General features: G+C 62.5%; 21 protein-coding genes and 1 riboswitch. Of the genes, 9 read left to right on the top strand and 12 right to left on the bottom strand.

Features of this window, described 5'->3' with window-relative positions:
- The first annotated feature begins 19 nt into the window (after nt 1-19).
- From HHJ18_RS00930 to thiD, 7 genes are all read left to right on the top strand, one after another.
- Entirely contained in the window at nt 20-2476 is a 2457-nt protein-coding gene (locus tag HHJ18_RS00930) for a Tex family protein (RefSeq protein WP_296910614.1), read from the top strand.
- A gap of 148 nt (nt 2477-2624) precedes the next feature.
- Nucleotides 2625-2951: a type II toxin-antitoxin system Phd/YefM family antitoxin gene (locus HHJ18_RS00925; RefSeq protein WP_296910612.1), complete on the top strand. Its 327-nt coding sequence runs from the start codon at nt 2625-2627 to the stop codon at nt 2949-2951.
- Nucleotides 2948-3373, top strand: a complete 426-nt coding sequence (locus tag HHJ18_RS00920) for a type II toxin-antitoxin system VapC family toxin (RefSeq protein WP_296910610.1) — start codon at nt 2948-2950, stop codon at nt 3371-3373. The genes HHJ18_RS00925 and HHJ18_RS00920 overlap by 4 nt, the downstream gene beginning before the upstream one ends.
- A complete protein-coding gene (locus HHJ18_RS00915; RefSeq protein ID WP_296910608.1) occupies nt 3370-4524 on the top strand; it encodes a patatin-like phospholipase family protein in 1155 nt (384 codons plus the stop codon). The genes HHJ18_RS00920 and HHJ18_RS00915 overlap by 4 nt, the downstream gene beginning before the upstream one ends.
- A 192-nt stretch (nt 4525-4716) precedes the next feature.
- Nucleotides 4717-5550 (top strand): hydroxyethylthiazole kinase, encoded by an 834-nt coding sequence (gene thiM, locus HHJ18_RS00910; protein ID WP_296910606.1) that lies wholly within the window; start codon nt 4717-4719, stop codon nt 5548-5550.
- A gap of 24 nt (nt 5551-5574) precedes the next feature.
- On the top strand, nt 5575-6249 hold the full coding sequence (gene thiE / locus HHJ18_RS00905) for a thiamine phosphate synthase (protein ID WP_296910604.1): 675 nt from the start codon (nt 5575-5577) through the stop codon (nt 6247-6249).
- Nucleotides 6242-7084: a bifunctional hydroxymethylpyrimidine kinase/phosphomethylpyrimidine kinase gene (thiD, locus tag HHJ18_RS00900; RefSeq protein WP_296910602.1), complete on the top strand. Its 843-nt coding sequence runs from the start codon at nt 6242-6244 to the stop codon at nt 7082-7084. Before thiE ends, thiD begins: the two co-directional genes overlap by 8 nt.
- A gap of 116 nt (nt 7085-7200) precedes the next feature.
- Here thiD and HHJ18_RS00895 read toward each other — a convergent pair whose 3' ends face one another.
- The 9 genes from HHJ18_RS00895 to HHJ18_RS00855 all read right to left on the bottom strand — a co-directional run bounded on the left by HHJ18_RS00895 (nt 7201) and on the right by HHJ18_RS00855 (nt 16667).
- The gene (locus HHJ18_RS00895; RefSeq protein ID WP_296910600.1) at nt 7201-8511 is read right to left on the bottom strand and encodes a cytosine permease; all 1311 of its coding nucleotides are present in this window, start codon (nt 8509-8511) and stop codon (nt 7201-7203) included.
- A gap of 58 nt (nt 8512-8569) precedes the next feature.
- Nucleotides 8570-8681, bottom strand: a riboswitch (TPP riboswitch).
- 138 nt (nt 8682-8819) lie between these two features.
- Entirely contained in the window at nt 8820-9920 is a 1101-nt protein-coding gene (locus HHJ18_RS00890) for an NAD(P)/FAD-dependent oxidoreductase (RefSeq protein WP_296910597.1), read from the bottom strand.
- A gap of 70 nt (nt 9921-9990) precedes the next feature.
- Nucleotides 9991-10320: a ferredoxin FdxA gene (gene fdxA / locus HHJ18_RS00885; RefSeq protein WP_296910595.1), complete on the bottom strand. Its 330-nt coding sequence runs from the start codon at nt 10318-10320 to the stop codon at nt 9991-9993.
- Nucleotides 10321-10430: 110 nt separating this feature from the next.
- Nucleotides 10431-11828, bottom strand: coding sequence for a GTP-binding protein (locus tag HHJ18_RS00880; RefSeq protein WP_296910593.1), 1398 nt, complete (start codon nt 11826-11828; stop codon nt 10431-10433).
- A complete protein-coding gene (cysD, locus tag HHJ18_RS00875; protein ID WP_296910591.1) occupies nt 11828-12772 on the bottom strand; it encodes a sulfate adenylyltransferase subunit CysD in 945 nt (314 codons plus the stop codon). The genes HHJ18_RS00880 and cysD overlap by 1 nt, the downstream gene beginning before the upstream one ends.
- On the bottom strand, nt 12769-13563 hold the full coding sequence (locus HHJ18_RS00870) for a phosphoadenylyl-sulfate reductase (RefSeq protein WP_296910589.1): 795 nt from the start codon (nt 13561-13563) through the stop codon (nt 12769-12771). The genes cysD and HHJ18_RS00870 overlap by 4 nt, the downstream gene beginning before the upstream one ends.
- Before the next feature lie 18 nt (nt 13564-13581).
- Complete coding sequence (locus HHJ18_RS00865) at nt 13582-13965, bottom strand: DUF934 domain-containing protein (RefSeq protein ID WP_296910587.1); 384 nt, start codon at nt 13963-13965, stop codon at nt 13582-13584.
- Nucleotides 13966-13978: 13 nt separating this feature from the next.
- Nucleotides 13979-15832, bottom strand: coding sequence for a nitrite/sulfite reductase (locus HHJ18_RS00860; protein ID WP_296910585.1), 1854 nt, complete (start codon nt 15830-15832; stop codon nt 13979-13981).
- A gap of 43 nt (nt 15833-15875) precedes the next feature.
- Nucleotides 15876-16667, bottom strand: coding sequence for a sulfite exporter TauE/SafE family protein (locus HHJ18_RS00855; RefSeq protein WP_296910582.1), 792 nt, complete (start codon nt 16665-16667; stop codon nt 15876-15878).
- A 226-nt stretch (nt 16668-16893) separates the two neighbouring features.
- On the opposite strand from HHJ18_RS00855, the gene HHJ18_RS00850 reads away from it, so the two are divergent.
- Together HHJ18_RS00850 and HHJ18_RS00845 are read left to right on the top strand one after the other, a co-directional pair.
- Nucleotides 16894-18114 carry an ABC transporter substrate-binding protein gene (locus tag HHJ18_RS00850; protein ID WP_296910580.1) on the top strand — a complete coding sequence of 407 codons (1221 nt, stop codon included), beginning with the start codon at nt 16894-16896 and terminating at the stop codon, nt 18112-18114.
- A 65-nt stretch (nt 18115-18179) separates the two neighbouring features.
- Nucleotides 18180-19040: a response regulator gene (locus HHJ18_RS00845; protein WP_296910578.1), complete on the top strand. Its 861-nt coding sequence runs from the start codon at nt 18180-18182 to the stop codon at nt 19038-19040.
- A gap of 76 nt (nt 19041-19116) precedes the next feature.
- On the opposite strand, the gene mnmC is transcribed toward HHJ18_RS00845, so the two are convergent.
- From mnmC to HHJ18_RS00830, 3 genes are all read right to left on the bottom strand, one after another.
- Nucleotides 19117-21057 carry an FAD-dependent 5-carboxymethylaminomethyl-2-thiouridine(34) oxidoreductase MnmC gene (mnmC, locus tag HHJ18_RS00840; protein WP_296910575.1) on the bottom strand — a complete coding sequence of 647 codons (1941 nt, stop codon included), beginning with the start codon at nt 21055-21057 and terminating at the stop codon, nt 19117-19119.
- Between the two features lie 42 nt (nt 21058-21099).
- Nucleotides 21100-21372, bottom strand: a complete 273-nt coding sequence (locus tag HHJ18_RS00835) for an oxidative damage protection protein (RefSeq protein WP_296910573.1) — start codon at nt 21370-21372, stop codon at nt 21100-21102.
- A gap of 129 nt (nt 21373-21501) precedes the next feature.
- Entirely contained in the window at nt 21502-22710 is a 1209-nt protein-coding gene (locus HHJ18_RS00830; RefSeq protein WP_296910571.1) for a CaiB/BaiF CoA-transferase family protein, read from the bottom strand.
- Nucleotides 22711-23035 lie beyond the last annotated feature (325 nt).

Raw genomic sequence — 23035 nt, 5'->3', positions numbered from 1 at the left:
CAATACCCTCCCTCACAACATGCAGAAAATAATCCTCCAGATCGCCGCAGAAATCAAGGCGCAAGCGCATCAGGTCAAGGCGGCTGTCGACTTGCTGGACGGCGGCGCGACCGTGCCGTTTATTGCGCGTTACCGCAAAGAAGCCACCGGCGGGCTCGATGACATCCAGCTGCGCGAACTTGACTACCGGCTGGGCTATCTGCGCGAGCTGGAAGAGCGCCGTGAAGCGGTGATCAAAAGCATTGAAGAGCAAGGCAAGCTGACGCCCGAGCTGCGCGCCGCGATTGAATTTGCCAGTACCAAGCAGGATCTGGAAGACCTCTACCTGCCCTACAAACCGCGGCGCCGCACCAAGGGCCAGATTGCGCGCGAAGCCGGCATCGAGCCCTTGGCTGACGCGCTGTTTGCCAACCCCGCGCTGGTGCCTGCAGACGAAGCCGCCGGCTATGTCAAAGCCGAAAAGAACGAAAGCGGCGACGATTTCACCAATGTGCAAGCCGTGCTCGACGGCGTGCGCGATATTTTGAGCGAGCGCTGGGCCGAAGACGCGACGCTGGTGCAGTCGCTGCGCGGCTGGCTCTGGAGCGAAGGCCTGTTTTCGTCCAAGCTCGTCACCGGCAAAGACGAAAACAACAACGACAACGCCAAATTTCGCGATTACTTTGACTACGACGAGCCGATTGGCCGCGTGCCCTCGCACCGTGCGCTGGCGGTGTTTCGCGGCCGCAGCCTGGAAATTCTGGAGGCCAAACTGGTGCTGCCGCTGCCGCCCGAGGTGGCTCTGACCGCGGGCGCCAAGGCAGTCCCCGTGGTGTCTCTGGCCGAAGGAAAAATTGCCTTGCACCTGGGCTGGAGCCACCGCGCGCGCCCCGCCGACGACCTGCTGCGCAAGTGCGTGAGCTGGACCTGGCGCGTCAAGCTCAGCCTTTCGCTGGAGCGCGACCTGTTTACGCGGCTGCGCGAAGAAGCCGAAAAAGTTGCCATCAAGGTGTTTGCCGATAACATGCGCGACCTGCTGCTGGCCGCGCCCGCCGGCCCGCGCGTGGTGATGGGGCTGGACCCGGGCATTCGCACCGGCGTGAAAGTGGCGGTGGTCGACGCCACCGGCAAGCTGGTTGAAACCGCCACCATTTTCCCGCACGAACCGCGCAAGGACTGGGACGGCTCGCTGCACGCGCTGAGCAGGCTGTGCGAAAAGCACGGCGTGAACCTGATCGCCATTGGCAATGGCACGGCCAGCCGCGAGACCGACAAGCTGGCCGGCGACCTGATCAAGCTGCTGGCCAAACACACGGATTCTGCTGGCGCGGCCGGCGCAGCAGGTGCGCTGGGCTCGGTTCAGCCGCTGGAAAAAGTCGTGGTCAGCGAAGCCGGCGCCTCGGTCTATTCGGCCAGCGAATTTGCCAGCCAGGAAATGCCCGATGTCGACGTGAGCCTGCGCGGCGCGGCCAGTATTGCGCGGCGCCTGCAAGACCCGCTGGCCGAACTGGTCAAGATTGACCCGAAATCGATCGGCGTCGGCCAGTACCAGCACGACGTGAATCAGAGTGACCTGGCGCGCAGCCTGGACACCGTGGTCGAAGACTGCGTTAACAGCGTCGGCGTGGACCTGAACACTGCCAGCGTGCCGCTGCTGGCGCGCGTGTCGGGTTTGAGCCAGACCGTGGCCAAGGCGGTGGTGCGCTGGCGCGATGCCAATGGGGCGTTTACCAGCCGCGCCGACCTGCTCAAGGTAACCGGCCTGGGCGCCAAAACCTTTGAGCAAAGCGCCGGCTTTTTGCGTCTGCGCGCCAGCAGCAACCCACTGGACATGACCGGCGTACACCCCGAAACCTATTCCGTGGTTGAAAAAATCATGGCGCACACCGGCAAGCCGGTGGCCGAGCTGATGGGCCGCGCTGAGATGCTCAAAACCTTGAAGCCCGAGCTGTTCGCCAACGCGCAGTTTGGTGTCATCACGGTCAAAGACATCCTGGCCGAACTGGAAAAACCCGGCCGCGACCCGCGCCCCGACTTCAAGGTGGCGCGCTTTAATGACGGGATTGAAGACATCAAGGACCTGAAAGAAGGCATGACGCTGGAAGGCACGGTCAGCAACGTGGCCGCCTTTGGCGCGTTTGTCGACATCGGCGTGCACCAGGACGGCCTGGTGCATGTAAGCCAGCTCGCCAACAAGTTCGTCACTGATGCGCGCGAGGTGGTCAAAACCGGCGACATCGTCAAGGTGCGCGTGACCGAGATCGACGTCGCGCGCAAGCGCATCGGCCTGACCATGAAGCTGGGCGACGCGCCGCCACGCCAGGGCGGAGCCGCAGGCCCGCGCGACAACCGTTTTGAAAGCGCCCGGGCAGGCGGGCAGAACCGCAGCGGCGCTGGGTATGGCGCTGATGGCGGCGGGCGGCAGGGCGCGCCTCAACCCGCAACTTCAACCGCGATGGAATCAGCCTTCAGCAAGCTAGCTGGATTGAAAAAATAGCGCTTTCAGGTAAAAATAGGGCTGTAGCCCATTACCCATGAGCGCAAGCAGCTATCAAATAAATAGCGCTTATCGTTTTGAGTGGACGCGGAATACAGGTCGTTGTTAAAATCTAGCGCGTCTAGACGGATACGAGAAAGGATTTTTTATGCCTTTATCGACAACTTTGAATCTGGAGTATTCCGCCTTGCCCCGATGGCAACTGCAGGACGCCAAGAACCGCTTCAGCGCGCTCGTCAAGGCCGCGGCGGGCGGGACTGCGCAGGTGGTGACCGTGCATGGCGTGCCGGCAGCCGTGGTGCTTTCAGCGCAGGCTTATGAGCGTCTTTTGGCGGCGGCTACGGCATCCGCAGTGAAGAAACAAAGCCTGTCTCAGGCGCTTAGCTGCCCCGAACTTGACCTGGCTGACGAGGCGCTGTTTGCACGCAGCCGGGCCACTGAACCCTCTGAAGCGCCGCCGGAGCCCGCGCCATGAACGCCTTGCTTGACACCTGCGTGCTGGCGGAATACCTCAAGCGCTCGCCCCATCTGGGCGTTATCGAATGGCTCGATTCGCAGCCCGAGCCCTGCCTGTTCATCAGCGCGCTAAGTCTGGCGGAACTTGAAAAGGGCATCGCGCAAATGGCCGCAGCTGAGCCGGTGCGTGCCGAGCGACTGACCCTGTGGCTGGCCAAACTGGCGCAGCGTTTTGCCGACCGCACCTTGCCGGTCGATGCGGCGGTCTGGCGTGTCTGGGCGCAGCAAGCCGCGCAGGCCGGACGGCTGGGGCACAGCATCGCCCCACTGCAGGGCTTGCTGTTGGCCACGGCGCAATGCTACAGCCTGACGCTGGTGACGCGCGATGTAGCGGATTTCGCCCCGTACCCGCAGCTATTTAACCCGTGGGATTTGGCTTGAAAGCGCTTCGCATTTACGCCGGCCCGCAAGCGCGCCAGCACATCGCGCAAAACGGCTTGCAGCCTCAAGACATCGCCGTGGTGCCCGGCGCAGCGGGCGGACCCAAGGGGCTGATTCTGGGCCCGCTCGACCGCTTTATTTTTGGCGACTGGCTGGCTCAAAGCACACACACCGTGCACTTGGTGGGGGCCTCGATTGGCGCCTGGCGCATGGCGACCGCCTGCCTGACGGACCCGGTGGCGGCTTTTCAGCGCCTGGAAAGCGACTACATCCACCAGCATTTCGAAGTGGTACCGGGCCAGAAGCGGCCGAGCGCGCAGCTGGTGAGCGAGCAGTTTGGCGAAAGCCTGAAAAGCTTTTACGGCGGACGGGTGCAGGAGGTGCTGCAGCACCCGCGCTACCGGCTGCACATAATCACCTCACGCGGGCGCCACCTGCTGGGGCGCGAACACAAATTGCGCACGCCGCTGGGTTACCTGGGCGCTTTTTTGACCAACAGCGTGCACCGCAAAGCCATGGGCGCATGGCTGGAGCGCGTGGTGTTCTCCAGCCAGGGGGCGCCACTGCCATTTGCTACCAGCGACTACCGCACGCGCCAGGTCACGTTGACCGACGCCAATTTTCAGCCCGCACTGCAGGCCAGCTGCTCGATTCCCTTTGCGCTGAAGGCCGTGCACAACATCCCCGGCGCACCGCCCGGCGCTTACTGGGACGGCGGCATCACCGACTACCACCTGCACCTCAACTATGCTCCTGATTTGATAGCTGCTTGCGCAGGTGTGGCGGGGTCTACAGGCACATTTGATACCGAAAAGGCGGGTAAAGCGGACAAATCGGGCAGGGCGGGACTGGTGCTGTACCCCCATTTCCAGAAGGCCGTGGTGCCCGGCTGGCTGGACAAAGGCCTCAAGTGGCGCCACGGCGCGACGCATTTCCTCGACCGCATGGTGTTGCTGGCGCCCGACCCGCAATGGGTCAAGACCCTGCCCAACGGCAAGCTGCCCGACCGCAGCGACTTTCCGCGCTATGGAACGGATTTGCAGGGCCGGGCGAAAGCCTGGCGCGCGGCTGCGTCAGCCGGTGAGCAGTTGGCCGAGGAGTGGCGGGCGTGGCTGGCGCGGCCGGAGTTGGGCAGTTTGGGCAGTCTTTGAAACCACTGCATTGCAAGTCGGGATGTGCAGTTTCCGGCTACAGGTCGCTTCCTCAAGCGCACTCTCAACCGAGCTTGCCCGGGCACTTTCGAAGGCACCGATAAAATCACGCTGAAGGCGACTTCAGCAACATCTCCCCATAGCTTCCCGCGACACACGTCCGCGGACTAATCCTCCCGCCCCAAGGAAAAAATGGTTCCCACTCTTTCTGCCGCAGACCTCTGGTCTGATGTGCTGGCCGTGCGTCAGCGTTCGCCGTTGGTGCACAGCATCACCAACCTGGTCGTCATCAACTTCAATGCCAACGTGCTGCTGGCCGCTGGCGCCTCGCCTGTGATGGCCCATGCACATGAGGAAGTGCGCGACATGGTGGCTATCGCCCAAGCGCTGGTGCTTAACATTGGCACGCTCGATCCTTACTGGATTGGCAGCATGAAGCTGGCGCTGGCGGCGGCCGCGCAGCGCGGCATTCCCTCGGTGCTGGACCCGGTGGGTGCTGGCGCCACGCCTTACCGCAATCAGACGCTGGAAGACCTGCTGGCCATCGCCCCGCCCACGGTGATTCGCGGCAATGCGTCCGAGATCATGAGCATGGCGGGCGCAGCCGTTCAAACGCGCGGTGTTGACAGCAGTGCGGCAGCCGGCGATGCGCTGGGCGCTGCGCAGGCGCTGCTGGCGCGCACCGGCGGCACGGTCTGTGTCAGCGGTGCGGTCGACCACATTCTTGACGCCAGCAAGCGCTGGGCGCGCCTGTCCAACGGCCATGCCTGGATGACACGCATCACCGGGGTCGGCTGCTCGGCCAGCGCGCTGGTGGGCGCATTTTGCGCGGTGCAGCCCGATGCCTGGCGTGCCACCACGGCCGCCATGGCTTTGCTGGGTGTGGTCGGTGAAGTCGCAGCTGAAAAGACGCAGGCGCGCGGCTTGGGCGTGGGCAGCATGGCGGTCAGCCTGCTCGACGAATTGCAATTGCTCGATCACGCCACGTTTGAGCAGCGGCTCAAGCTGGAAACGGCGACTTGGTGACACTGGCGAGCGGCGCGTGACCACATGACCAGGCTGAACCCCGACGCCCTGCGCCTTTACCTGGTGACGGACCAGTCGCTGGTGCGAGGCCGGCCGCTGGCCGATGTCGTTGCTGCGGCCGTGCAGGGCGGCGTCAGCTGCGTGCAGCTGCGCGAAAAAAACCTGGGGACCCGTGATTTTCTGGCGCAGGCGCTAATGCTGAAAAAATTACTGGCGCCGCACCGCGTGCCGCTGGTAATCAACGACCGTATCGACATTGCGCTGGCTTGCGGCGCCGAAGGCGTGCATTTGGGCCAGAGCGACCTGCCGGTGACTGAGGCCCGCAGGCTGTTGCCGCCCGAGGTGTTTATCGGCTGGTCGGTGGAGTCCATGGACGAGGTACTGCAGAGCGTTGCTTTGCCGTTGGATTCGCTGGATTATTTGGGCGTGAGCCCGATCTTTGCCACGCCGACCAAGACCGATATCGGGAACGCCTGGGGCCTGGGCGGGCTGGCCCGGGTGCGCGCCGCCACCCGCTTGCCACTGGTCGCGATAGGCGGCATTCATGCGGGCAATGCGCGCCAGGTGCTGCAAGCCGGGGCCGACGGCCTGGCTGTAGTAAGTGCGCTGTGCGCGGCGGACGATCCGCAGGCCGCCGCCGCCGGCATCAGAGCGATGTGTGATCAAGAGTTGACGGCACGGAGAACAGCAAATGACTGAGCAAGCTTTTGAATTCGAGTACCCGCGCGTGCTGTCCATTGCAGGCTCCGACAGCGGCGGCGGCGCTGGCATTCAGGCGGACCTTAAAACCTTCGCGGCGCTAGGCTGCTATGGCATGACGGCTATCACCGCCCTGACAGCGCAAAACACGTTGGGCGTGCGCGCCATTCACGGCGTTCCGCCCGCCATGCTGCGCGCGCAGATTGACGCGGTGCTCGAAGACATCGGTGCGCATGCCGTGAAGATAGGCATGCTGCATTCGCCCGATATTGTGTTGACGGTGGCCGAAGCAATTGATCGCCATGCGCTTGAAAAGGTCGTGCTCGACCCGGTGATGGTGGCCACCAGCGGCGCCGTGCTGATAGACCACCCGGCCATTGCCATGCTGGTGCGCGAGTTGTTTGGGCGCGCCAGCGTGGTCACGCCGAATTTGGACGAGGCCGCCTTGCTGGTCGGGCGAACCCTGGACAACGAAGCGGCGATGGAGGCGGCTGCGCGCGAGTTGCTGGCCATGGGCGCGACTGCGGTATTGCTCAAAGGCGGGCATCTGGCGGGCGATGTGGTGAGCGATTTGTTGCTAACAAAAAGTGGCGAAGTGCACTGGATGCGCGCGCCGCGCATTCACACGGCCAACACCCATGGCACCGGCTGCACGTTGTCGTCGGCCATTGCCGCGCAGCTGGCGCTAGGTGCATCGCTGTTGCAGGCGGTGCATGCAGCGCGCGCCTATGTGCGCGCAGCGCTGCAAGCCGGCGCCAAGGTGCGCACCGGAGCCGGCAGCGGACCGCTGAACCACAGTCAGGCGCCCGAAGCCATGCGGCTTAAAACGCTGTAGCGCTTGGCAAGGCCTGGCAAGCTTTTCGGATTACGCTTTGTTAACCTGGCCTACGAGGTAAATACGGCTGTAGCCCAATCAATGCGGGCGCAAGCAGCTACTAATAAGATAGCAATCTAGCGCGCTGCCGCCGCGCTGACGGGTGAATTTCCCGGCGACGCTCGGCTAAAACGCGCCAGCACAAACGTCAGTGCCAGCGTGGGCAAGGCGGCCCCCCAGCTGGGCGCCAATTGTGCGCACAGGTGGTAACAGGCCACGCCCAGCAGCCAGATCAGCACCGCGCTGGTGTTGAACTTGCGCTCTGTCACCAGCGCCACGACGTTGCGGTGCCCGGCCAGGCGCGCCAAGATGACGCCGTAAAGTGGCACGAACACCGAGCTGAGCATCAGCAAAAACGGCTCCAGGCTGTGCATCGGCAGCACCAGCGCCAGAGCGATGCACAGCACGGCCAGCGCCATGCCCCAGCGCCGCACGCTCCAGCCGGGCTTCAGGCTGTGGCCGGCGACCGAGCCCGAATAGAGGTCGCCATAGGCGTTGTCGACTTCGTCGATCAAGATCAGGCCGAGCGCCAGCAGACCGCCTTGCGCCAGCAGCAGCGCGGCCACCAGATCGGTGCTCGGCGTTGTCAGGGCCACCAGCACACCCAGCGCGTAGCACCAGATGTTGGCAACGGCGTAGCCCAGCCAGGTGCCGCGCAGTGCGCTGTTGCCGTCACGGCCATGGCGCGCAAAGTCGGCGACCAGCGGCAACCACGATACCGGCATGGCGATGACCAGATCAAGCGCCGACAAGGTACTCATGCCGCCTTCACCGGGGCGATTCCACAAGGCGGCGAAGCCCTGGGCGCCGGCTTTGGTCAGAAACTGCCAGCTCAGCCACAGCAGCGAGGCCATCACCAGCGGCAGGCCGTAGCGGCCAATGAATTTGCGTACCAGTTTCACCATGGAGCCTGACAGCAAGGCCAGCAGCACGGCGCCCCATAGCAACGTGGCCAGCAGCGGCCACCAGGCCGCGCTGAAACTGCCGGACTGACGTGCGATGGCCACTGTGCCGTCGCGCATGACGACCAGCTCAAAGGTGGTCCAGCCAATCAGCTGCACGATGTTGAGCAGCACCGGCAGCCGCGCGAAGCTGCTGCCGTAAGTGGCGTGCATCAGGCCGGCACTCGACAAACCGCTGTCGCAGCCAATCTTGGCGGTCCAGGCCAGCAGGCCTGCGCCCAGTACCGAGCCGCAGACGATCACTGTCAAGGCCGCCTGAGCGCCCAGCGCGGGCACCAGGTAAGCGCCTATCTGCATGACCAGCAGGCCTACGCCCAGGCTGAGCCAGAGCGCCGCATGGTCGCGCCAGCCGAACAGGCGCTCGCCTTGCGGCAGCGGTGTCAGCGCGGTGTTGCCGCCCCCGGTGGAGTGTGAAGTGGTAGCCATGGCCCGTTCCATTCGTTCATGGCAGGTCGGCTTGCCTGAAGCTCCGAAATTATTCGGGAGCGTCTGGAACATGCTTCCCTGCGCGAGGATTACCTCAGTCAGGTTCAAAGGGACTTTCTCAGTCACTGCCCATCAAAAAATGAAATGCAGCAACACCCCCAGCGAAAGTGTTCTAACGAACACAGTGCAAATTGTAGAGCCGATCAATGAAGCGCTGGTTGTGGCGCTGCTTTGACCCCGACTAAAAAAAGCGCGTAAAAAAGCCCGCATGGAAGCGGGCTTGCCGGCACAGACCTTGACGCCGCGCGTCAGTCGAACACCGGAGACTCAACACCCAGCACCTTGTGCAGTTTGGGGCTGGTCGTGGTGTATTGCAGATGGATCTTCTTGTCCGGGAAGATCAGCGGCGCAGCGCCAAAAGCGGCCAGTGCACATTCATGAAAGCCGCTCAAAATCAGCTTCTTCTTACCGGGGTAAATGTTGATGTCGCCTACTGCGAAGATGCCCGGAACATTGGTGGAAAACTTCTCGGTGTCCACCTTGAGCTGCTTGCGCTCGATGTCCAGGCCCCAGTGGGCAATCGGCCCGAGCTTGGGCGACAGCCCGAAGAACACCAGCAAAACGTCCAGCGGCACAACGCGCGTGATGCCATCGGCACCCGTCACCTTGGCGGCAGTCAGCTGCCCGTCCTTTTCATCGTAGCCAGTGACCTGACCGACGATGAATTGCATCTCGAAGGCGTCGCACAGCTCTTTCATTTTGGCGACGCTGGCAGGCGCGGCCTTGAAGCCGTCGCGTCGGTGAATCAAAATTACGCTTTCAGCCTTGTGCGGGCCGTCCTTGACAAAGTTCAGGGCCCAGTCCAGCGCGGAATCTCCGCCGCCGACGATCACCAGGTTTTTGCCGGCAAAGTCAGCCGGGTTTCTGACGCGGTAAAACAGCTGGCTGTCGTCAAACTTCTCCAGGCCATCGACCCGCAGCAGCTTGGGCTGGAAAGCGCCGACGCCGGCTGCAATGAAGATGGTCTTGGTCAGAAACTGTGTGCCTTTGGAGGTCTCCACAAAAAAGCGGCCGTCCTGCTGCTGGTCAACCACGCTGACTTCCTGACCGAAGTGAAAAGTCGCGCCAAATGGCTCGATTTGTTTAAGTAGGTTGTCGGTCAGTTCCTTGCCGGTACACACCGGCACCGCAGGAATGTCATAAATCGGCTTATCGGGATAGAGCTCGATGCACTGCCCGCCGGGATAGGCCAGCGAGTCGATCACATGGGCCTTGATTTCGAGCAAACCCAGCTCAAACACCTGAAAAAGACCGACAGGGCCGGCGCCCACAATGACGGCATCGGTTTCGATGGGGCCATCGTGCGCGGCAGCGGTATTGATGACTTCTTGATTCAGTTGAGGTTCCATGTTTTTCTTGGGCATTGCTTTTTTTAAACGGATAGTGGGGGGCACGACAGGCCCGGCGGTGTGGGAGTTTTCAGCGCACCAGCTCGGACAGCTTGCCGTCCTTGTCTTTCCATTCATCGGCATCCGGCAAAGGGTCTTTGCGCTTGGTGATGCTTTTCCAGCCCGGGGCGCGGCTCAGGTCAGCATTGATCTTGATGAACTGCATCTGGTCGGCCGGCACGTCTTCTTCGGCGTAGATGGCATTGACCGGGCATTCGGGAATGCAGACTGCGCAATCAATGCATTCGTCCGGGTCGATCACCAGCATGTTGGGGCCTTCGCGGAAGCAGTCCACAGGGCAAACGTCCACGCAGTCGGTGTATTTGCAGCGGATGCACGAGTCGGAGACGATGTGTGTCATGTTGTTGTCGGTGATCGGTGGAAACCCTCAATTTTAAGAGCTTTCCATGAAGGGGGCTAAGCGCGATGCATTAAAGGGGTTTTTGCGGGTGCCAACGGCAGGCAAATCGCTCAAAGAATCAGCGCGGCGCCGGAGGTCTTGTGCGATGCGGTGTCGACCAACACCAGCGAGCCCAGCACGCGCGAACGCAGGTAGGGCAGGGTGGCCAGCGCTTCCTGCAGACTCAGCTCGATATGGCCAATGGCGTTGGGCGGCAGTTCGCTGGCGTCTTCCTCGGCCAGGGTGTTGACATCGAGCTTGTGCACGATGCGCTTGACCTTGGCCTTGACCCAGCGATGGCCGTGCAGCGCCCAGTAAACCCGACCGGCAACCAGCGGCTCATCGTCCATCCAGGCAACGGTGACGGCCAGCTCGCGCGAGGGCGTAAAGGCGTCGGGGGCCAGCAGCCAGTCGCCGCGCGACACGTCCACTTCTCGGTCCAGCACGATGCCCGCACTGTGACCGGCCAGAATGGGTTTGGGCTGACGGGTATGGTCCAGCACCTGCGCCACCACAGCGCTTTGGCCGCTGGGCAGCACGGTCACGCTCTGGCCCGGCTGCACCGCGCCGGTGGCGACGCGGCCCCAAAAAATGCGACGGCCTTGCGAGGTGTCGGATGAGGAGGAGGATGATTTCTCCGCCGGGTCGCCCCCAGGAGAAACAAGCCCTTCGGGGGGCAGCGACGACACGCCAGTGCGAAGCGTGGGGGCAGGTTTTTCAACCCACTGCACCGGAAAAGCGAACGCTTCCGTGGTTTCAGCCGCTGTGGCGGGCAGATGCTCCAGCAATTGCAGCAGCGACGGACCGGTGTAGCCGCACCAGCCTGGCTTGGCTTCAACCACGTTGTAGCCAATCAGCGCAGAAATCGGCACGATGGCCTTGACCGGAATTCTGGCGGCCTGGGCAAAGGCAATCAGTGCCGCACTGATATTTTCAAAGGCGAGGGTGGCGTCTGACACCGCGTCGAGCTTGTTCACCGTGAAAACGATAGACGGGACGCGCAGCAGGTTGACCAGCAACGAATGGCGGCGGGTTTGCTGCAGCAGTTCTAGCGACGGGTTTTGCCAAGCGAGCTTGGTGGCGTCGACCAGCACCACGGCGGCGTCGGCACTCGACGCGGCCGTCACCATGTTGCGCGTGTACTGCACATGACCGGGCGCATCGCCGATGATGAACTTGCGGTTTTCAGTGGCGAAGTAGCGGTAGGCGACGTCGATGGTGATTCCTTGCTCGCGCTCGGCCGACAGGCCGTCGGTCAGCAGAGCCAGGTCGGTAACGCCCGCGCGCTGGACGCCGGCCAGGTGGTCTTGCAGCACGGCCTTGCTGTCCACCAGCAGGCGGCCTATCAGCGTGCTCTTGCCGTCATCGACCGAGCCGCAGGTGATGAACTTCAGTGCGGAACGCAAGTCATTTTGGCCTGCAGTTCCTACAAATGGGGCGTCACCAGCTATCAAATCAATAGTGCTCATCAGAAGTACCCGTCTTTCTTGCGCTTTTCCATCGAAGCGTCTGAGGTTTTGTCGTCCATGCGCGTGGCGCCGCGTTCGCTCACGTCAGCAGCCAGCGTTTCAATCACGATTTCTGCGGCGGTGCTGGCCGGGCTGTCAACCGGGCAGGTGCAGGTGATGTCGCCGACGGTGCGAAAACGCACGGTTTTTTCGACCACCTGCTCGCCATCGCGCGCCGGGGTGAGCTCGGTCACGGGCACCAGCAGTCCCTTGCGTTCGACCACCTTGCGCTGGTGCGCGTAATACAGCGAAGGCAGCGCGATCTGCTCGCGCTCGATGTATTGCCAGACGTCAAGTTCGGTCCAGTTGGAAATCGGGAACACGCGAAAGTGCTCGCCCGGTTGCAGCCGGGTGTTGAACAAGGTCCAGAGCTCGGGGCGCTGGGCCTTGGGCTGCCACTGGCCGAAGCTGTCGCGGTGCGAAAAGATGCGTTCCTTGGCGCGCGCTTTTTCTTCGTCGCGGCGCGCGCCGCCTATCAGCGCATCGAAGCGGAACTCGTCAATCGCTTCCAGCAGCGTGACCGACTGATGCACATTGCGCGACTCACCAGGGTGCGCCAGGCGCACCGTGCCGCGCTTCATCGAGTCTTCGACGTTGCGCACGATCAGCTCGGCGCCCAGTTCCTTGGCACGAAAATCACGAAAATCGGTGACTTCAGGAAAATTGTGGCCGGTGTCTATCATCAACAGCGGGTAGGGGATGTGACCTTTGCCATCCGCGCCTACAAAGGCCTTTTCGGCGCATTTAAGCATCACCAGCGAGTCCTTGCCGCCGGAAAACAACAAGGTCGGGCGTTCGAAGGCGGCGGCCACTTCGCGCAGGATGAAGATGGTTTCTTCCTCTAGCGCATCCAGGTGGGCATTGCTCAATTTGTTGAGCAGTTGGGGTTCAGCGCGAGCGTTCATGCGGGTATTTCTCGGATGGGAATGATGCTGGAGACACTGGATAAGGGCTCGAAGGCGGCGGGTTCCTGTGCTTCATGGGTGCCGTCAGCGGCGACGTGCAGGCCGCACTCCTTGGCGCTTTCCTGCTCCCACCACCAGCGCCCCGAGCGAAAATCTTCGCCCAGGGTGACGGCGCGGGTGCAGGGCGCGCAGCCGATGCTGGGGAAAAACTGGTCGTGGAGCGGGTTGAAGGGCACATCGTGGGTTGCAATGAAGTGCCAGACATCACCCCAGCTCCAGTCGGCCAGCGGGTTGATCTTGACGCGCTCTGCCTGTGGCTCGATGTCATGGACTTCGGCGCGGAAACTCGATTGCTCGCGGCGCAGGCCGGTGAACCAGCCGTTTTTACCGGCGAGGGCGCGCGCCAAAGGTTCCATTTTGCGAATGTGGCAGCACTGCTTGCGCAATTCCAGGCTCTTGTACATCGCGTCCGAACCATGAGTCTGCACGAAGGCCGAAGCAGCGCTCGTGTCGGGACGGTAAACATCCACCTTGCGCTGGTAGCGCTCTTCGATGCGGCCAACCAGCGCCAGAGTTTCGGCATGCAGCATGCCGGTGTCGAGCACAAAGATGCTGGCGTCAATGCCGGATTGCTGCAGCAGGTGGGTGACCACCATGTCCTCGGCGCCCAGGCTGGAGGCCTGTGTCAGCGGCGCATAGTGCGCCGCGGCGGACTGCAGCAGGGCCTTGCTGGCCTTTAACTTTTGCGCAAAGTTGGCCGATGGCTTGGCATACAGGGAAATGGCGCTCATGGCGGATCCTTGGGTAAATCACGAAAAATGCGGACTGACCTGAACCGCATCGCCCTGGTAGCGGCCGACGTCGTAGCCCGGGTAGCTGCCAAGCACGCGCTCGGCGACGGCCAGGTCCTGGTCGGCGCGCAGCACCGCGCTGGTGAAGCCGCTGCGCTCCATTTGGGCCAGCTGGTCGGCCAACACATCGCCGGTGGCGCGGATTTCGCCTTTAAAGCCGAGGCGGCGGCTTAACAAAAACGCCTGGCTGAAAGCCCGGCCATCGGTGAACTTGGGAAAGTTCAAGGCAACACAGTCAACCCCGCTCAGCGACACGGCACGCGGGTCGGCGTCATTCGCCAATTCAAGGGTGTTTTGGCCTGTAGGCCAAGTAGCATGGGCGGAAGCAGCTATCAATTTCATAGTAAATATACTTTCAGGCAACCGTTTCGGCGGAGCTGGTGATGGCTTTTGCATGCCCAGATGCAGCAAAACGAGCGCCATTGGCGGCGGCCTTGAAGGGCTCGGCGCCGACCCGACGCAGCGTGGCAATAAACGTTTCCTGCTTGCCCTCCAGCGTCTGGCGCTGATCGCGGTAGATGCCCAGCACGGCTTCAATCACCTCGGGCACTTCCGCGGCAGAAAACGAAGGGCCAACCACCTTGCCGGTGGCCGGCGCGCCCGACAGCGTCGAGCCGTCCGAGCCGCCCAGCGTGATCTGGTACCACTCCTTGCCGTCCTTGTCGACGCCCAGAATGCCGATGTGGCCGCTGTGGTGGTGGCCGCATGAGTTGATGCAGCCGCTGATGTGCAGGTCAATCTCGCCCAGGTCATGCAGTTCGTCAAGGTCCTGGTAACGCTGCGTGATGGCTTCGGCTAGCGGCAGTGAGCGCGCATTGGCCAGCGAGCAGAAATCACCACCCGGGCAGGCAATCATGTCGGTCAGCAGGCGAATGTTGGGACGCGCCAGACCGGCTTTGCGGGCGGCTTTCCAGAGTTCGGTCAGCTGGTCCCAACGCACCCAGGGCAGCACCAGGTTCTGGTCATGCGTGACGCGCACTTCGCCCGCGCTGAACTGGTCGGCCAGATCGGCGGCGGTGTCGAGCTGCGCGGCCGTGGCGTCGCCGGGCGCCTGGCCCAGGCGCTTAAAGGACAACGTGACGATGCGCAGGTCGGGGTTTTGGTGCGGGGCCACGTTTTGCTGCAGCCAGCGCGAGAACTCCATGTCGTCTTCCGCCGCGGCGCGCAGCACATTGGCATTCTTGATCTCTTCGTCGTTGCGGTTGCAGGCCAGATCGGGTGCCACAAACGAGCTTGAGACGCGATCGAGTTCGGCCTGGGTGATGGTGTGCGGCGCGCCATCGAATTCAACAATGTCTTTGTACTCGGCTTCGACCTGGTCGATAAAGTTCTGGCCTTCGGCCTTGACCAGTATCTTGATGCGCGCCTTGTAGATGTTGTCGCGCCGGCCAAAGCGGTTGTAGGCGCGCACGATGGCTTCGAGGTAATTAAGAAGCTGATTCCATGGCAAAAACTCCCGGATGGTGATGCCAAGCAGCGGGGTGCGGCCCATGCCGCCACCCACCAGTACCTTGAAGCCGAGCTCGCCGCCTGCGTTTTTGATCAGGTGCAGGCCGACGTCGTGCCAGGCGGTGGCGGCCCGGTCCTCCCGTGCGCCGGTGATGGCGATCTTGAACTTGCGTGGCAAAAAGGCGAATTCAGGGTGCAGCGTGCTCCACTGGCGCATGATTTCGGCAAAGGGCCGCGGGTCGGCGATCTCGTCGACGGCAATGCCGGCGCGCTCGTCGCTGGTGATGTTGCGTATGCAGTTGCCGCTGGTCTGGATGCCGTGCATGTTCACGCTGGCCAGCAAGTCCATCACGTCGGCCGACTTGTCGAGCGGAATCCAGTTGTACTGCACGTTTTGGCGCGTAGTGAAGTGGGCGTAGCCGCTGCTCAGCCTGGAATGCACGGAGCTGCCATTGCTCAGCGGCACGGCGCCGAGCTTGTCCTGGGCGGCCTGCGCGTCCTTGAACAGGGTGGCGTTGGGCTGGTCGTAGTCGCGCGCAATTTTGCCCAGCACGCGCAGCTGGGCGCTGGAGAGTTCGCCATAGGGCACGGCCACGCGCAGCATGGGCGCATAGCGCTGCACATACCAGCCGTTTTGCAGGCGCAGCGGGCGAAAGTCGTCTTCGGGCAGCTGGCCGGCCTGCCAGCGCGTCAGCTGGTCACGGTACTGGCTGGCACGCGCCTTCACAAACCGGCGGTCAAATTCTGTGTATTGGTACATGGCAGTCAGGTGTCAAAGTAAAGGGGGATTGAAAGGGCTTGTTTTAGATGGAAATCAGCTTGACGCCGGCATAAGCCAGCAGCACCGACAGCAGCGAGCGGATGACGCGGTCAGGCGTTTTATGCATCAGGTGCGCGCCCAGCCAGATGCCGGGCAGCGAGCCGGCCAGCAGATTGATCAGCAGCGACCAGTCTACCGAACCTATGGAGGCATGTCCCAGGCCAGCCACCAGGGTGAGCGGCACGGCATGGGCAATGTCGGCCGCAACAATGCGCGGCAAAGGGAGCGCGGGGTAGAGCAGCATCAGAACAATCACGCCCACGGCCCCGGCGCCAACCGAGGTCATGGTCACCAATGTACCGATGACCGCGCCGAACAGCACCGGCTGCACCCAGTGGCGCGCGCGTGTCGCCTGGGCTATCAATTCGGGGGCAATGGCCGTAGGCATGACCTTGCCGCGCAGCACCTTGTAGAAGGTGGCAACGGCAGTCAGCAGCAGCGCCAGACCCAGCGTGGTGGTCATGAGGGTCTGGGTGGCCGGATTGGCTGGGCCCAGGCGCTGCAACACATACAAGGTAGCCAGCGAGGCTGGCAGGCTGCCCGCCGCGACCTGGCCAACAATTCGCCAGTCCACCAGCCGCGCGCGCGCCAGGCTGACGGTGCCACCCATCTTGGTGAAGGCTGCAAACAGCAAATCGGTGCCTATGGCCAGATGCGGTTTGACGCCAAAAACAAAGATCAGTATCGGCGTCATCAGCGAACCGCCGCCCACACCGGTCAGGCCCACCACGAGGCCGACGGCAAAACCGGCAAAGACAAAGGCAAATTCAGTCATAAGCGGAGAAATGTAAAGGAGGCCTATATAAAAACAAACTACAGTTTTGTACTTCCTTTATGCGAATAAGCTTATTCGCCAGTGTTTCTGCGGGTTTGCCGAGGGTCTGGTCGAGTGCGCGGGCGGCAGAAGGGCGGGTCGCTGTGTGCGCTGGTACAGTCGCTGCTTTTCAATGCTGGCCGCGCGCCGGCAGAATCGGCCGGATCCCTTAACTTTGGAGAAAACCGTGAAATTGACGAAATCTGCCTTGCTCGGTGTCTTACTGCTGGCGTCGGTGGCAACTGTGGCGTCGGCCCAGGGTGACTCAAAAAATCCCATCAAGATCGGCGAGATCAACAGCTATTCCACCATTCCGCAGTTCACGCTTCCTTACCGCCAAGGCTGGCAGCTTGCCGTCGAAGAAATCAATGTGGCCGGTGGCCTGCTGGGCCGCAAGGTTGAAGTAATCTCGCGCGATGACGCCGGAAAACCCGAAGAAGCGCTGCGCCACGCCATCGAGTTGAGCGCCAAGGAAAACGTCGATGTGCTGGCCGGCGGCTTTTTATCCAACGTGGGTCTGGCCCTGGCCGATCATGCGCAGAAAAACCGCAAGGTTTACATTGCCAGCGAGCCCTTGACCGATGCCCTCGTCTGGGACAAAGGCAATCGCTACACCTTCCGGCTTCGCCCCAGTACCTATATGCAGGCGGCCATGCTGGTCGAAGAAGCCGCCAAACTGCCGGCCAAACGCTGGGCCACGATTGCGCCCAACTACGAATACGGGCAGAGCGCGGTCGCCAGCTTCAAGGAACTGCTCAAGGCCAAACGACCCGATGTGGAGTTTGTCGGCGAGCAATGGCCAGCGCTGGGAAAGCTGGAAGCCGGCACCACGCTCCAAGCCACCATGCAGGCCAAGCCCGACGCGATCTTCAATGTAACATTTGGTGCAGATCTGGCCAAACTGGTGCGAGAAGGCAATCAGCGCGGCATATTTCCCAAGACGCCGGTGGTGTCCCTGCTGTCTGGAGAGCCTGAATACCTGGACGTGTTGAAGGACGAAACGCCCAAGGGCTGGATCGTTACCGGCTATCCCTGGGACCAGATAGATTCGCGCGAACACGCCAGTTTTGCAGCCAATTATTACCGCCGCTTCAAGGAGTACCCCAAGGTCGGCTCGGTCGTCGGCTATGCCACCATGCAGGCAATTTTTGCCGCCATCAAAAAGGCCAATTCCACCGACAACGAAAAGCTCGTTTTGGCTCTGCGCGGCTTGAAATTTTCAACGCCGTTCGGGCCTGCCGAATTCCGCGCGCTGGACCATCAGTCAACCATGGGCGCCTATGTCGGCAAGCTCGATTTACGCGGCAACAAGGGCACGATGGTGCAGTGGCGCTATGCCGACGGCAAGGCTTATCTGCCGAGCGATGCGTACGTGAAGGCGCGTCGCCCTGCGGAGGCGATGAAGTAAAACTTTCGACCTCTTGACGGCTGAATCGGGCCAAATCCCCGCATAATCAGCCTTAAATGAAAAAAATGGATTCCGAGGTTGTCAAGAGAATGTTTGTAAAAGTGTTCGGATTTTCCGACGTGGAGCGGCACGCCTTGAACACGATTTTTCGCCTTTCCGAAGACCGGTCCGTGGCCTACGCGCCCTGGACTCCAGCCATACCCTGTGCCGCTGAAGTGGTGCTGATCGATGGCCAGAGCTGGGAAGCCGCACTGGAACTGGCCAACCCCGCGCACGACGCGCTCACGCTAATTTGGGTCGGTGACAACGCGCCGGCCAAGGCCAGCCTGGTTATTGCGCGGCCCCTGCAATGGTCGGCCGTGATTGAGCGCGTGGACCAGTTGCTGGCTTTTCCCAGCCTCCGTGTGGCGCCTGCTGGTGGCGCAGAAGATAACGTGGATCTGGACCGTTTGCCTGAGGCCGGTGCCCTGCCTGGTCCTGACCAGGACGCTGAGGCGCATGTCGCGACGCAACCGCTGTCATCAAAGTCGCTGGCAGCGAATCCTGATCACCCGCGGGTACTGATGGTCGATGCCGACCCCGAAGCGCGTTTTTATTTGCGTGCCAAGCTGGCCGCGGCCGGGCTTTCGCAAGTGGACGAGGCCGCGAGCGGCGCCGAGGCACTGCTGCGCCTCCAGACCCGTGTTTACAAGATGGTGCTGCTCGATCTTGATCTTCCAGACTCTGCCGGTTGGCAATTGGTCAAGCAGATTGGGCGCTTATGCCCGTCCATTGAGGTGTTGATTCTGACCGGTAGCCAGATGTCGCGGCTGGACGCGGTGCGCGGCTGGTTTGCCGGCGCTCGCGGCAGCTTGCGCAAACCGCTGGACCCCGTAAAACTCATGGCACTGCTGCGCCACGAGGCTCGAACGGCCAAGTGTCCGTAGACCCACAGGCGCCATTTGCTATTTATTAGATAGCACGTTGCGCCCGTATTTATTGGGCTAGAGCCTTAAAATGTCATCAATTGTCCGGTGCTGACGCGACCACTCCCCGCTGCGGCAGCAGCGCGTCAGCCAGGCGCTGCTCCACCGGCAGCGGCTCGCCGTGCAGCCGGGCTGCCAGCAATTCGGCGCACAAGGCGGTAAACGTCAAGCCGCGCGAGCCCATGCCGCTGCACAGCCACAACCCTGGCATAGGCGGCTTATTAAGTGGCCCGACAGCCGGCAGGCGGCTCGGTGTGGCGCAGCGCACGCCAGCCCAGGCCTGGACATCGCCGCTGTCAAATTCATCCCTGAGCGTGTCGGCAACTGCGGGCAGCAGCGTCTGCAGGCGGTGGAGGTTGTGCTGGTTGTCCTCAGGCCGGATTTCAGCCAGGGCGTTGTCCCGCTCAAAGCTGGAGCCCAGAAGCCACGCCAGCCCGCCTGCCGTGCCGGACAAGGGCAAGGCCGGTAGCAGGCTGCCGTGGCCATTGACCGGGAAAGCTGGCAGCGACTCCAGCGCGTCCGGTCCGTGCATGCCCCAAGACAGCTGGCCGCGAATAGCCTGCAGCGCCAGCGGGACGGCCGGCAAGTCGGCACTGTCGCCGCTGCTGGCCAGCGCCCGGCTGGCGAAGCCCGCAGCCAGCACCACCAGATCGGCGCAAGCCAGCTCCTGCCCGGACGCATCCAGCAGCTGCCATGCATCGTCCTGTCGGATCAGTTGGCTTACCGTGGCATGGCCGCGCCATTGAATGCCCCGCATACCCAGCCAGGCCTGCACCAGCCGCGCTGGTTTGATCCAGCCCGCCTGCACGTGCCAAAGCGCCTCTGCGTCGGGGCTTTGGCCGCAGGCTGCCAGTTGTTCAGGCGTCGCCGGGCGCGTCCAGTCGCGCGCTGCCTCGGCTAAATCTTTGTCTTGCAGCCACGCGGCGGGTTGCTTGCGCGGGTGCTCGACGCCCAACTCCAGCACGCCGCTGCGGCTCCAGTCGCTGCCCGCTTGCAGCAGCTTGTCAGCTTGCTGCAGCGTTGCCCGGACGCCGCTGCGCGACAGGCGTGACAGCAGGCTGTCGTCGGGCGATACGTGGGGCGACAGCAGGCCGGCGGGCAGGCCGGAGGCGCCCGCAGCGGGCGCGGCTGCGCCATCCAGCACCGTGACCTGCCAGCCCCGGCGCGCCAAGCTGGCCGCTACGGCCGCTCCCGCCAGCCCAGCCCCAATCACGACGCAGCGGGCGGCGGGGCGGCGAATCGAAGCAAGGGAAGAACGCGTCTTTTTCGGCGTCCAGGCCGGATTGAACACGCCTTGCAGGTTGTCGCGCTTGGGCGGCACACCGGGAACTTTGTGCACCATGAAACCGCATTGCGCCAGCGCATCGCGCACGCTGCGCGCCACCGTCCAGCTGGCTACGCCGGTGCCGCGCCGGCAGCAGCGCGCCACTGCCCTCAGCGTATGAATATCCCAAATGTCGGGGTTGCATTGCGGACTGAAGCCGTCGAGGTAGACCGAATCGGCCTCAAACGATTGCTCGCGCAGCATCGCTTTGGCGTCCCCAATGCACAGCGTTAAAAGCACCTGGCCACCGGCAAACACCAGTCGGTGAAAGCCCGGCAGCAGTCCCCACAGCTGGTGCTGCAGCTGCTCGGCCAACGGCAGCAGCTCGGGCTGGCTGCGGGCGGCGCGCAACACATCGTCAGCGCTGGTCGGAAAGGCCTCGGTTGAGACGAAATGCAGCAGGCGTGGACGCTGCGGATCAGCCTGCCAGGCTGCCCAGGTCACCAGAAAATTCAGCCCCAGGCCAAAGCCGGTTTCAAGAATGGTCCATTGCGGCCGGCTGGCCCAGGCGACGGGCAGACCGCAACCATTCAGAAAAACCTCTGTGGCTTGTGCCAGCCCGCCGCTCTCGCTACGGTAGCGGTCGCTAAAGCGCGGGTTGTAGGGGCTGCCGTCCCGCGTGCCGTCGTCCAGCCATTCAATGCGCTCGGACATCGGCAGATCGTTCGAAAAAGGATTTTGGGATCGCGACGCTTTTCAGGCGGTGGGCGGGACGTAGCCCTGAACCACATCGGCACCACTGCCGAAAAAATGGTTTTCCATCTGGCGCGCCAGGTATTGGCGGGCTCTGGCGTCGGCCAGGTTGAGGCGGTTTTCATTGACTAGCATGGTTTGCTGCTTCATCCAATCGGCCCAGGCTTCCTTGCTGACTTCTTCCCAGAGGCGCTTGCCTAGGGGACCCGGGTAGGGCGGAAAGTCCAGACCTTCGGCTTCTCTGCCGAGCTTGATGCATTTAACGAGGCGTGCCATGTACGGTGTTCTTTCGGGTTTCGGGGTGCTTGAAAGCAGGAAACTGCTTCAGAGCCTTATTTTCTTCCATTTGGAAGCGGTTTTGGGCGAGAGGACATTTCACTGTCTTATGCAGCCAGTTTTTCCCAGTCAGCTCACGATGCTCTGCTCATGCAAGCTTGCGATCTCGTGGGCGCTATAGCCCAAGCCAGACAGTACTTCCTGGGTGTGCTCACCCAACACAGGTGGATTGAGCCGCACCTTCAGGCGCTGGCCCTCCATCGTGAAGGGCAACAGCGTGGTTTGCACAGTTGTGCCGGCGCGTTCGCCGTCGGGCAGCTTGATCTCGGCCAGTCCGCCTGTGGTTTGAAGGTGCTCGTCGTCGTAAAGCTCTTCCGGCTTGCGGATAGGCGCAAACGGTAGGCCGGCTTTTTCGAACAGCGTCGCCAGGTCGGCAGCACTGCGCGCGGCCAGGCGCTCTCGCAGCACGGGCATCAGGCTCAGGCGCTGGGTGACGCGCGCGTTGTTGCTGGTGTAGCGCGGGTCGGCCTTCAGGTCGGCAAAACCAAGCACGTCACAAAAAGTGGCCCATTGCACATCGCTGACGGCCGCCAGAAAAATCTGCTCGCCGTCTTTGACCGTAAACACGTCGTACACGGCCCAAGCCGAGATGCGGTCGGGCATGGGGGCGGCCGCCTGGCCCGTCATGGCGTACTGCAGCATGTGCTGGCCGACCAGAAAAACATTGTTTTCAAACAAAGCTGACTGCACTTCCATGCCCTTGCCGGTAATGCCGCGCTGAATCAGCGCACCCAGCGCACCGATGGCGCCAAACATGCCGCCCATGATGTCGTTCACGCTGCTGCCGGCGCGCAGCGGGTCGCCGGGCCTGCCGGTCATATAAGCGAGCCCGCCCATCATCTGCACCACCTCGTCCAGCGCCGTGCGGTGCTCGTAGGGGCCGGGCAAAAAGCCCTTGTGGCTGACGTAAATAAGGCGCGGGTTGGTGGCGCTCAGGCTGGCATAGTCGAGCCCATATTTGGCCATCGTGCGCGGCTTGAAATTTTCTGCCACTACGTCGGCGCTGGCGCAAAGCCTGCGCGCCACGGCGACGCCCGCCGGCGTATGCAGGTCGATGCCCACGCTTTTCTTGTTGCGGTTGAACATCGGGAAAAAGCCCGAACCGGCGCCCAACAGTCGGCGCGTGCGGTCGCCTTCAATGGGTTCGACCTTGATGACTTCGGCCCCCATGTCGGCCAGCACCATGCCGCAAGCCGGGCCCATGACCATGTGAGTGAATTCAACGACGCGCAGGCCGGCAAGCGGCTGGGGCGGGGCTGGGTTTGGAAGGTTTTGCATGACATTTTCTTTGGAAGGTGTGCGCCTGAGGCACGCTGCGCGGCCTGGTGGGCCTGTCGCTGTATCTGCCTGCCAGCTAGTCGAAATCAAAGCCTGATTTCATGGTGGCAAACATAGCAGAGATGGGCCACCGGCAAAGCCTGCGGCATGCAAACAAAACCCTTCTGCAAATGCGGGGGAATTTGCGGTCACATTTATTTAGCGGTAAAATGTCAGCCTAACCCATGATAGACAAGCGCTTCCAGCTATGAAAAACATAGCAGTCAGCGCCCACCAGGCTGCGCTAAAGCGGCTCGGCAGGCGCCTCAACGCAGGGCATGGGACG

This window comes from Polaromonas sp., from assembly GCF_012927455.1.
Lineage (GTDB): Bacteria > Pseudomonadota > Gammaproteobacteria > Burkholderiales > Burkholderiaceae_C > Polaromonas.
Note: the sequence above shows the minus strand (reverse complement) of the source record. Positions and strands in the feature narration are given on the sequence as shown.

Excerpts from the sequence above, each read along its gene's own strand:
- HHJ18_RS00930 (WP_296910614.1), top strand. The coding sequence starts at position 20 with ATGCAGAAAATAATCCTCCAGATCGCCGCAGAAATCAAGGCGCAAGCG.
- HHJ18_RS00925 (WP_296910612.1), top strand. The coding sequence starts at position 2,625 with ATGCCTTTATCGACAACTTTGAATCTGGAGTATTCCGCCTTGCCCCGA.
- HHJ18_RS00920 (WP_296910610.1), top strand. The coding sequence starts at position 2,948 with ATGAACGCCTTGCTTGACACCTGCGTGCTGGCGGAATACCTCAAGCGC.
- thiM (WP_296910606.1), top strand. The coding sequence starts at position 4,717 with ATGGTTCCCACTCTTTCTGCCGCAGACCTCTGGTCTGATGTGCTGGCC.
- thiE (WP_296910604.1), top strand. The coding sequence starts at position 5,575 with ATGACCAGGCTGAACCCCGACGCCCTGCGCCTTTACCTGGTGACGGAC.
- thiD (WP_296910602.1), top strand. The coding sequence starts at position 6,242 with ATGACTGAGCAAGCTTTTGAATTCGAGTACCCGCGCGTGCTGTCCATT.
- HHJ18_RS00895 (WP_296910600.1), bottom strand. The coding sequence starts at position 8,511 with ATGGCTACCACTTCACACTCCACCGGGGGCGGCAACACCGCGCTGACA.
- HHJ18_RS00890 (WP_296910597.1), bottom strand. The coding sequence starts at position 9,920 with ATGGAACCTCAACTGAATCAAGAAGTCATCAATACCGCTGCCGCGCAC.
- fdxA (WP_296910595.1), bottom strand. The coding sequence starts at position 10,320 with ATGACACACATCGTCTCCGACTCGTGCATCCGCTGCAAATACACCGAC.
- HHJ18_RS00880 (WP_296910593.1), bottom strand. The coding sequence starts at position 11,828 with ATGAGCACTATTGATTTGATAGCTGGTGACGCCCCATTTGTAGGAACT.
- cysD (WP_296910591.1), bottom strand. The coding sequence starts at position 12,772 with ATGAACGCTCGCGCTGAACCCCAACTGCTCAACAAATTGAGCAATGCC.
- HHJ18_RS00870 (WP_296910589.1), bottom strand. The coding sequence starts at position 13,563 with ATGAGCGCCATTTCCCTGTATGCCAAGCCATCGGCCAACTTTGCGCAA.
- HHJ18_RS00865 (WP_296910587.1), bottom strand. The coding sequence starts at position 13,965 with ATGAAATTGATAGCTGCTTCCGCCCATGCTACTTGGCCTACAGGCCAA.
- HHJ18_RS00860 (WP_296910585.1), bottom strand. The coding sequence starts at position 15,832 with ATGTACCAATACACAGAATTTGACCGCCGGTTTGTGAAGGCGCGTGCC.
- HHJ18_RS00855 (WP_296910582.1), bottom strand. The coding sequence starts at position 16,667 with ATGACTGAATTTGCCTTTGTCTTTGCCGGTTTTGCCGTCGGCCTCGTG.
- HHJ18_RS00845 (WP_296910578.1), top strand. The coding sequence starts at position 18,180 with ATGGATTCCGAGGTTGTCAAGAGAATGTTTGTAAAAGTGTTCGGATTT.
- mnmC (WP_296910575.1), bottom strand. The coding sequence starts at position 21,057 with ATGTCCGAGCGCATTGAATGGCTGGACGACGGCACGCGGGACGGCAGC.
- HHJ18_RS00835 (WP_296910573.1), bottom strand. The coding sequence starts at position 21,372 with ATGGCACGCCTCGTTAAATGCATCAAGCTCGGCAGAGAAGCCGAAGGT.
- HHJ18_RS00830 (WP_296910571.1), bottom strand. The coding sequence starts at position 22,710 with ATGCAAAACCTTCCAAACCCAGCCCCGCCCCAGCCGCTTGCCGGCCTG.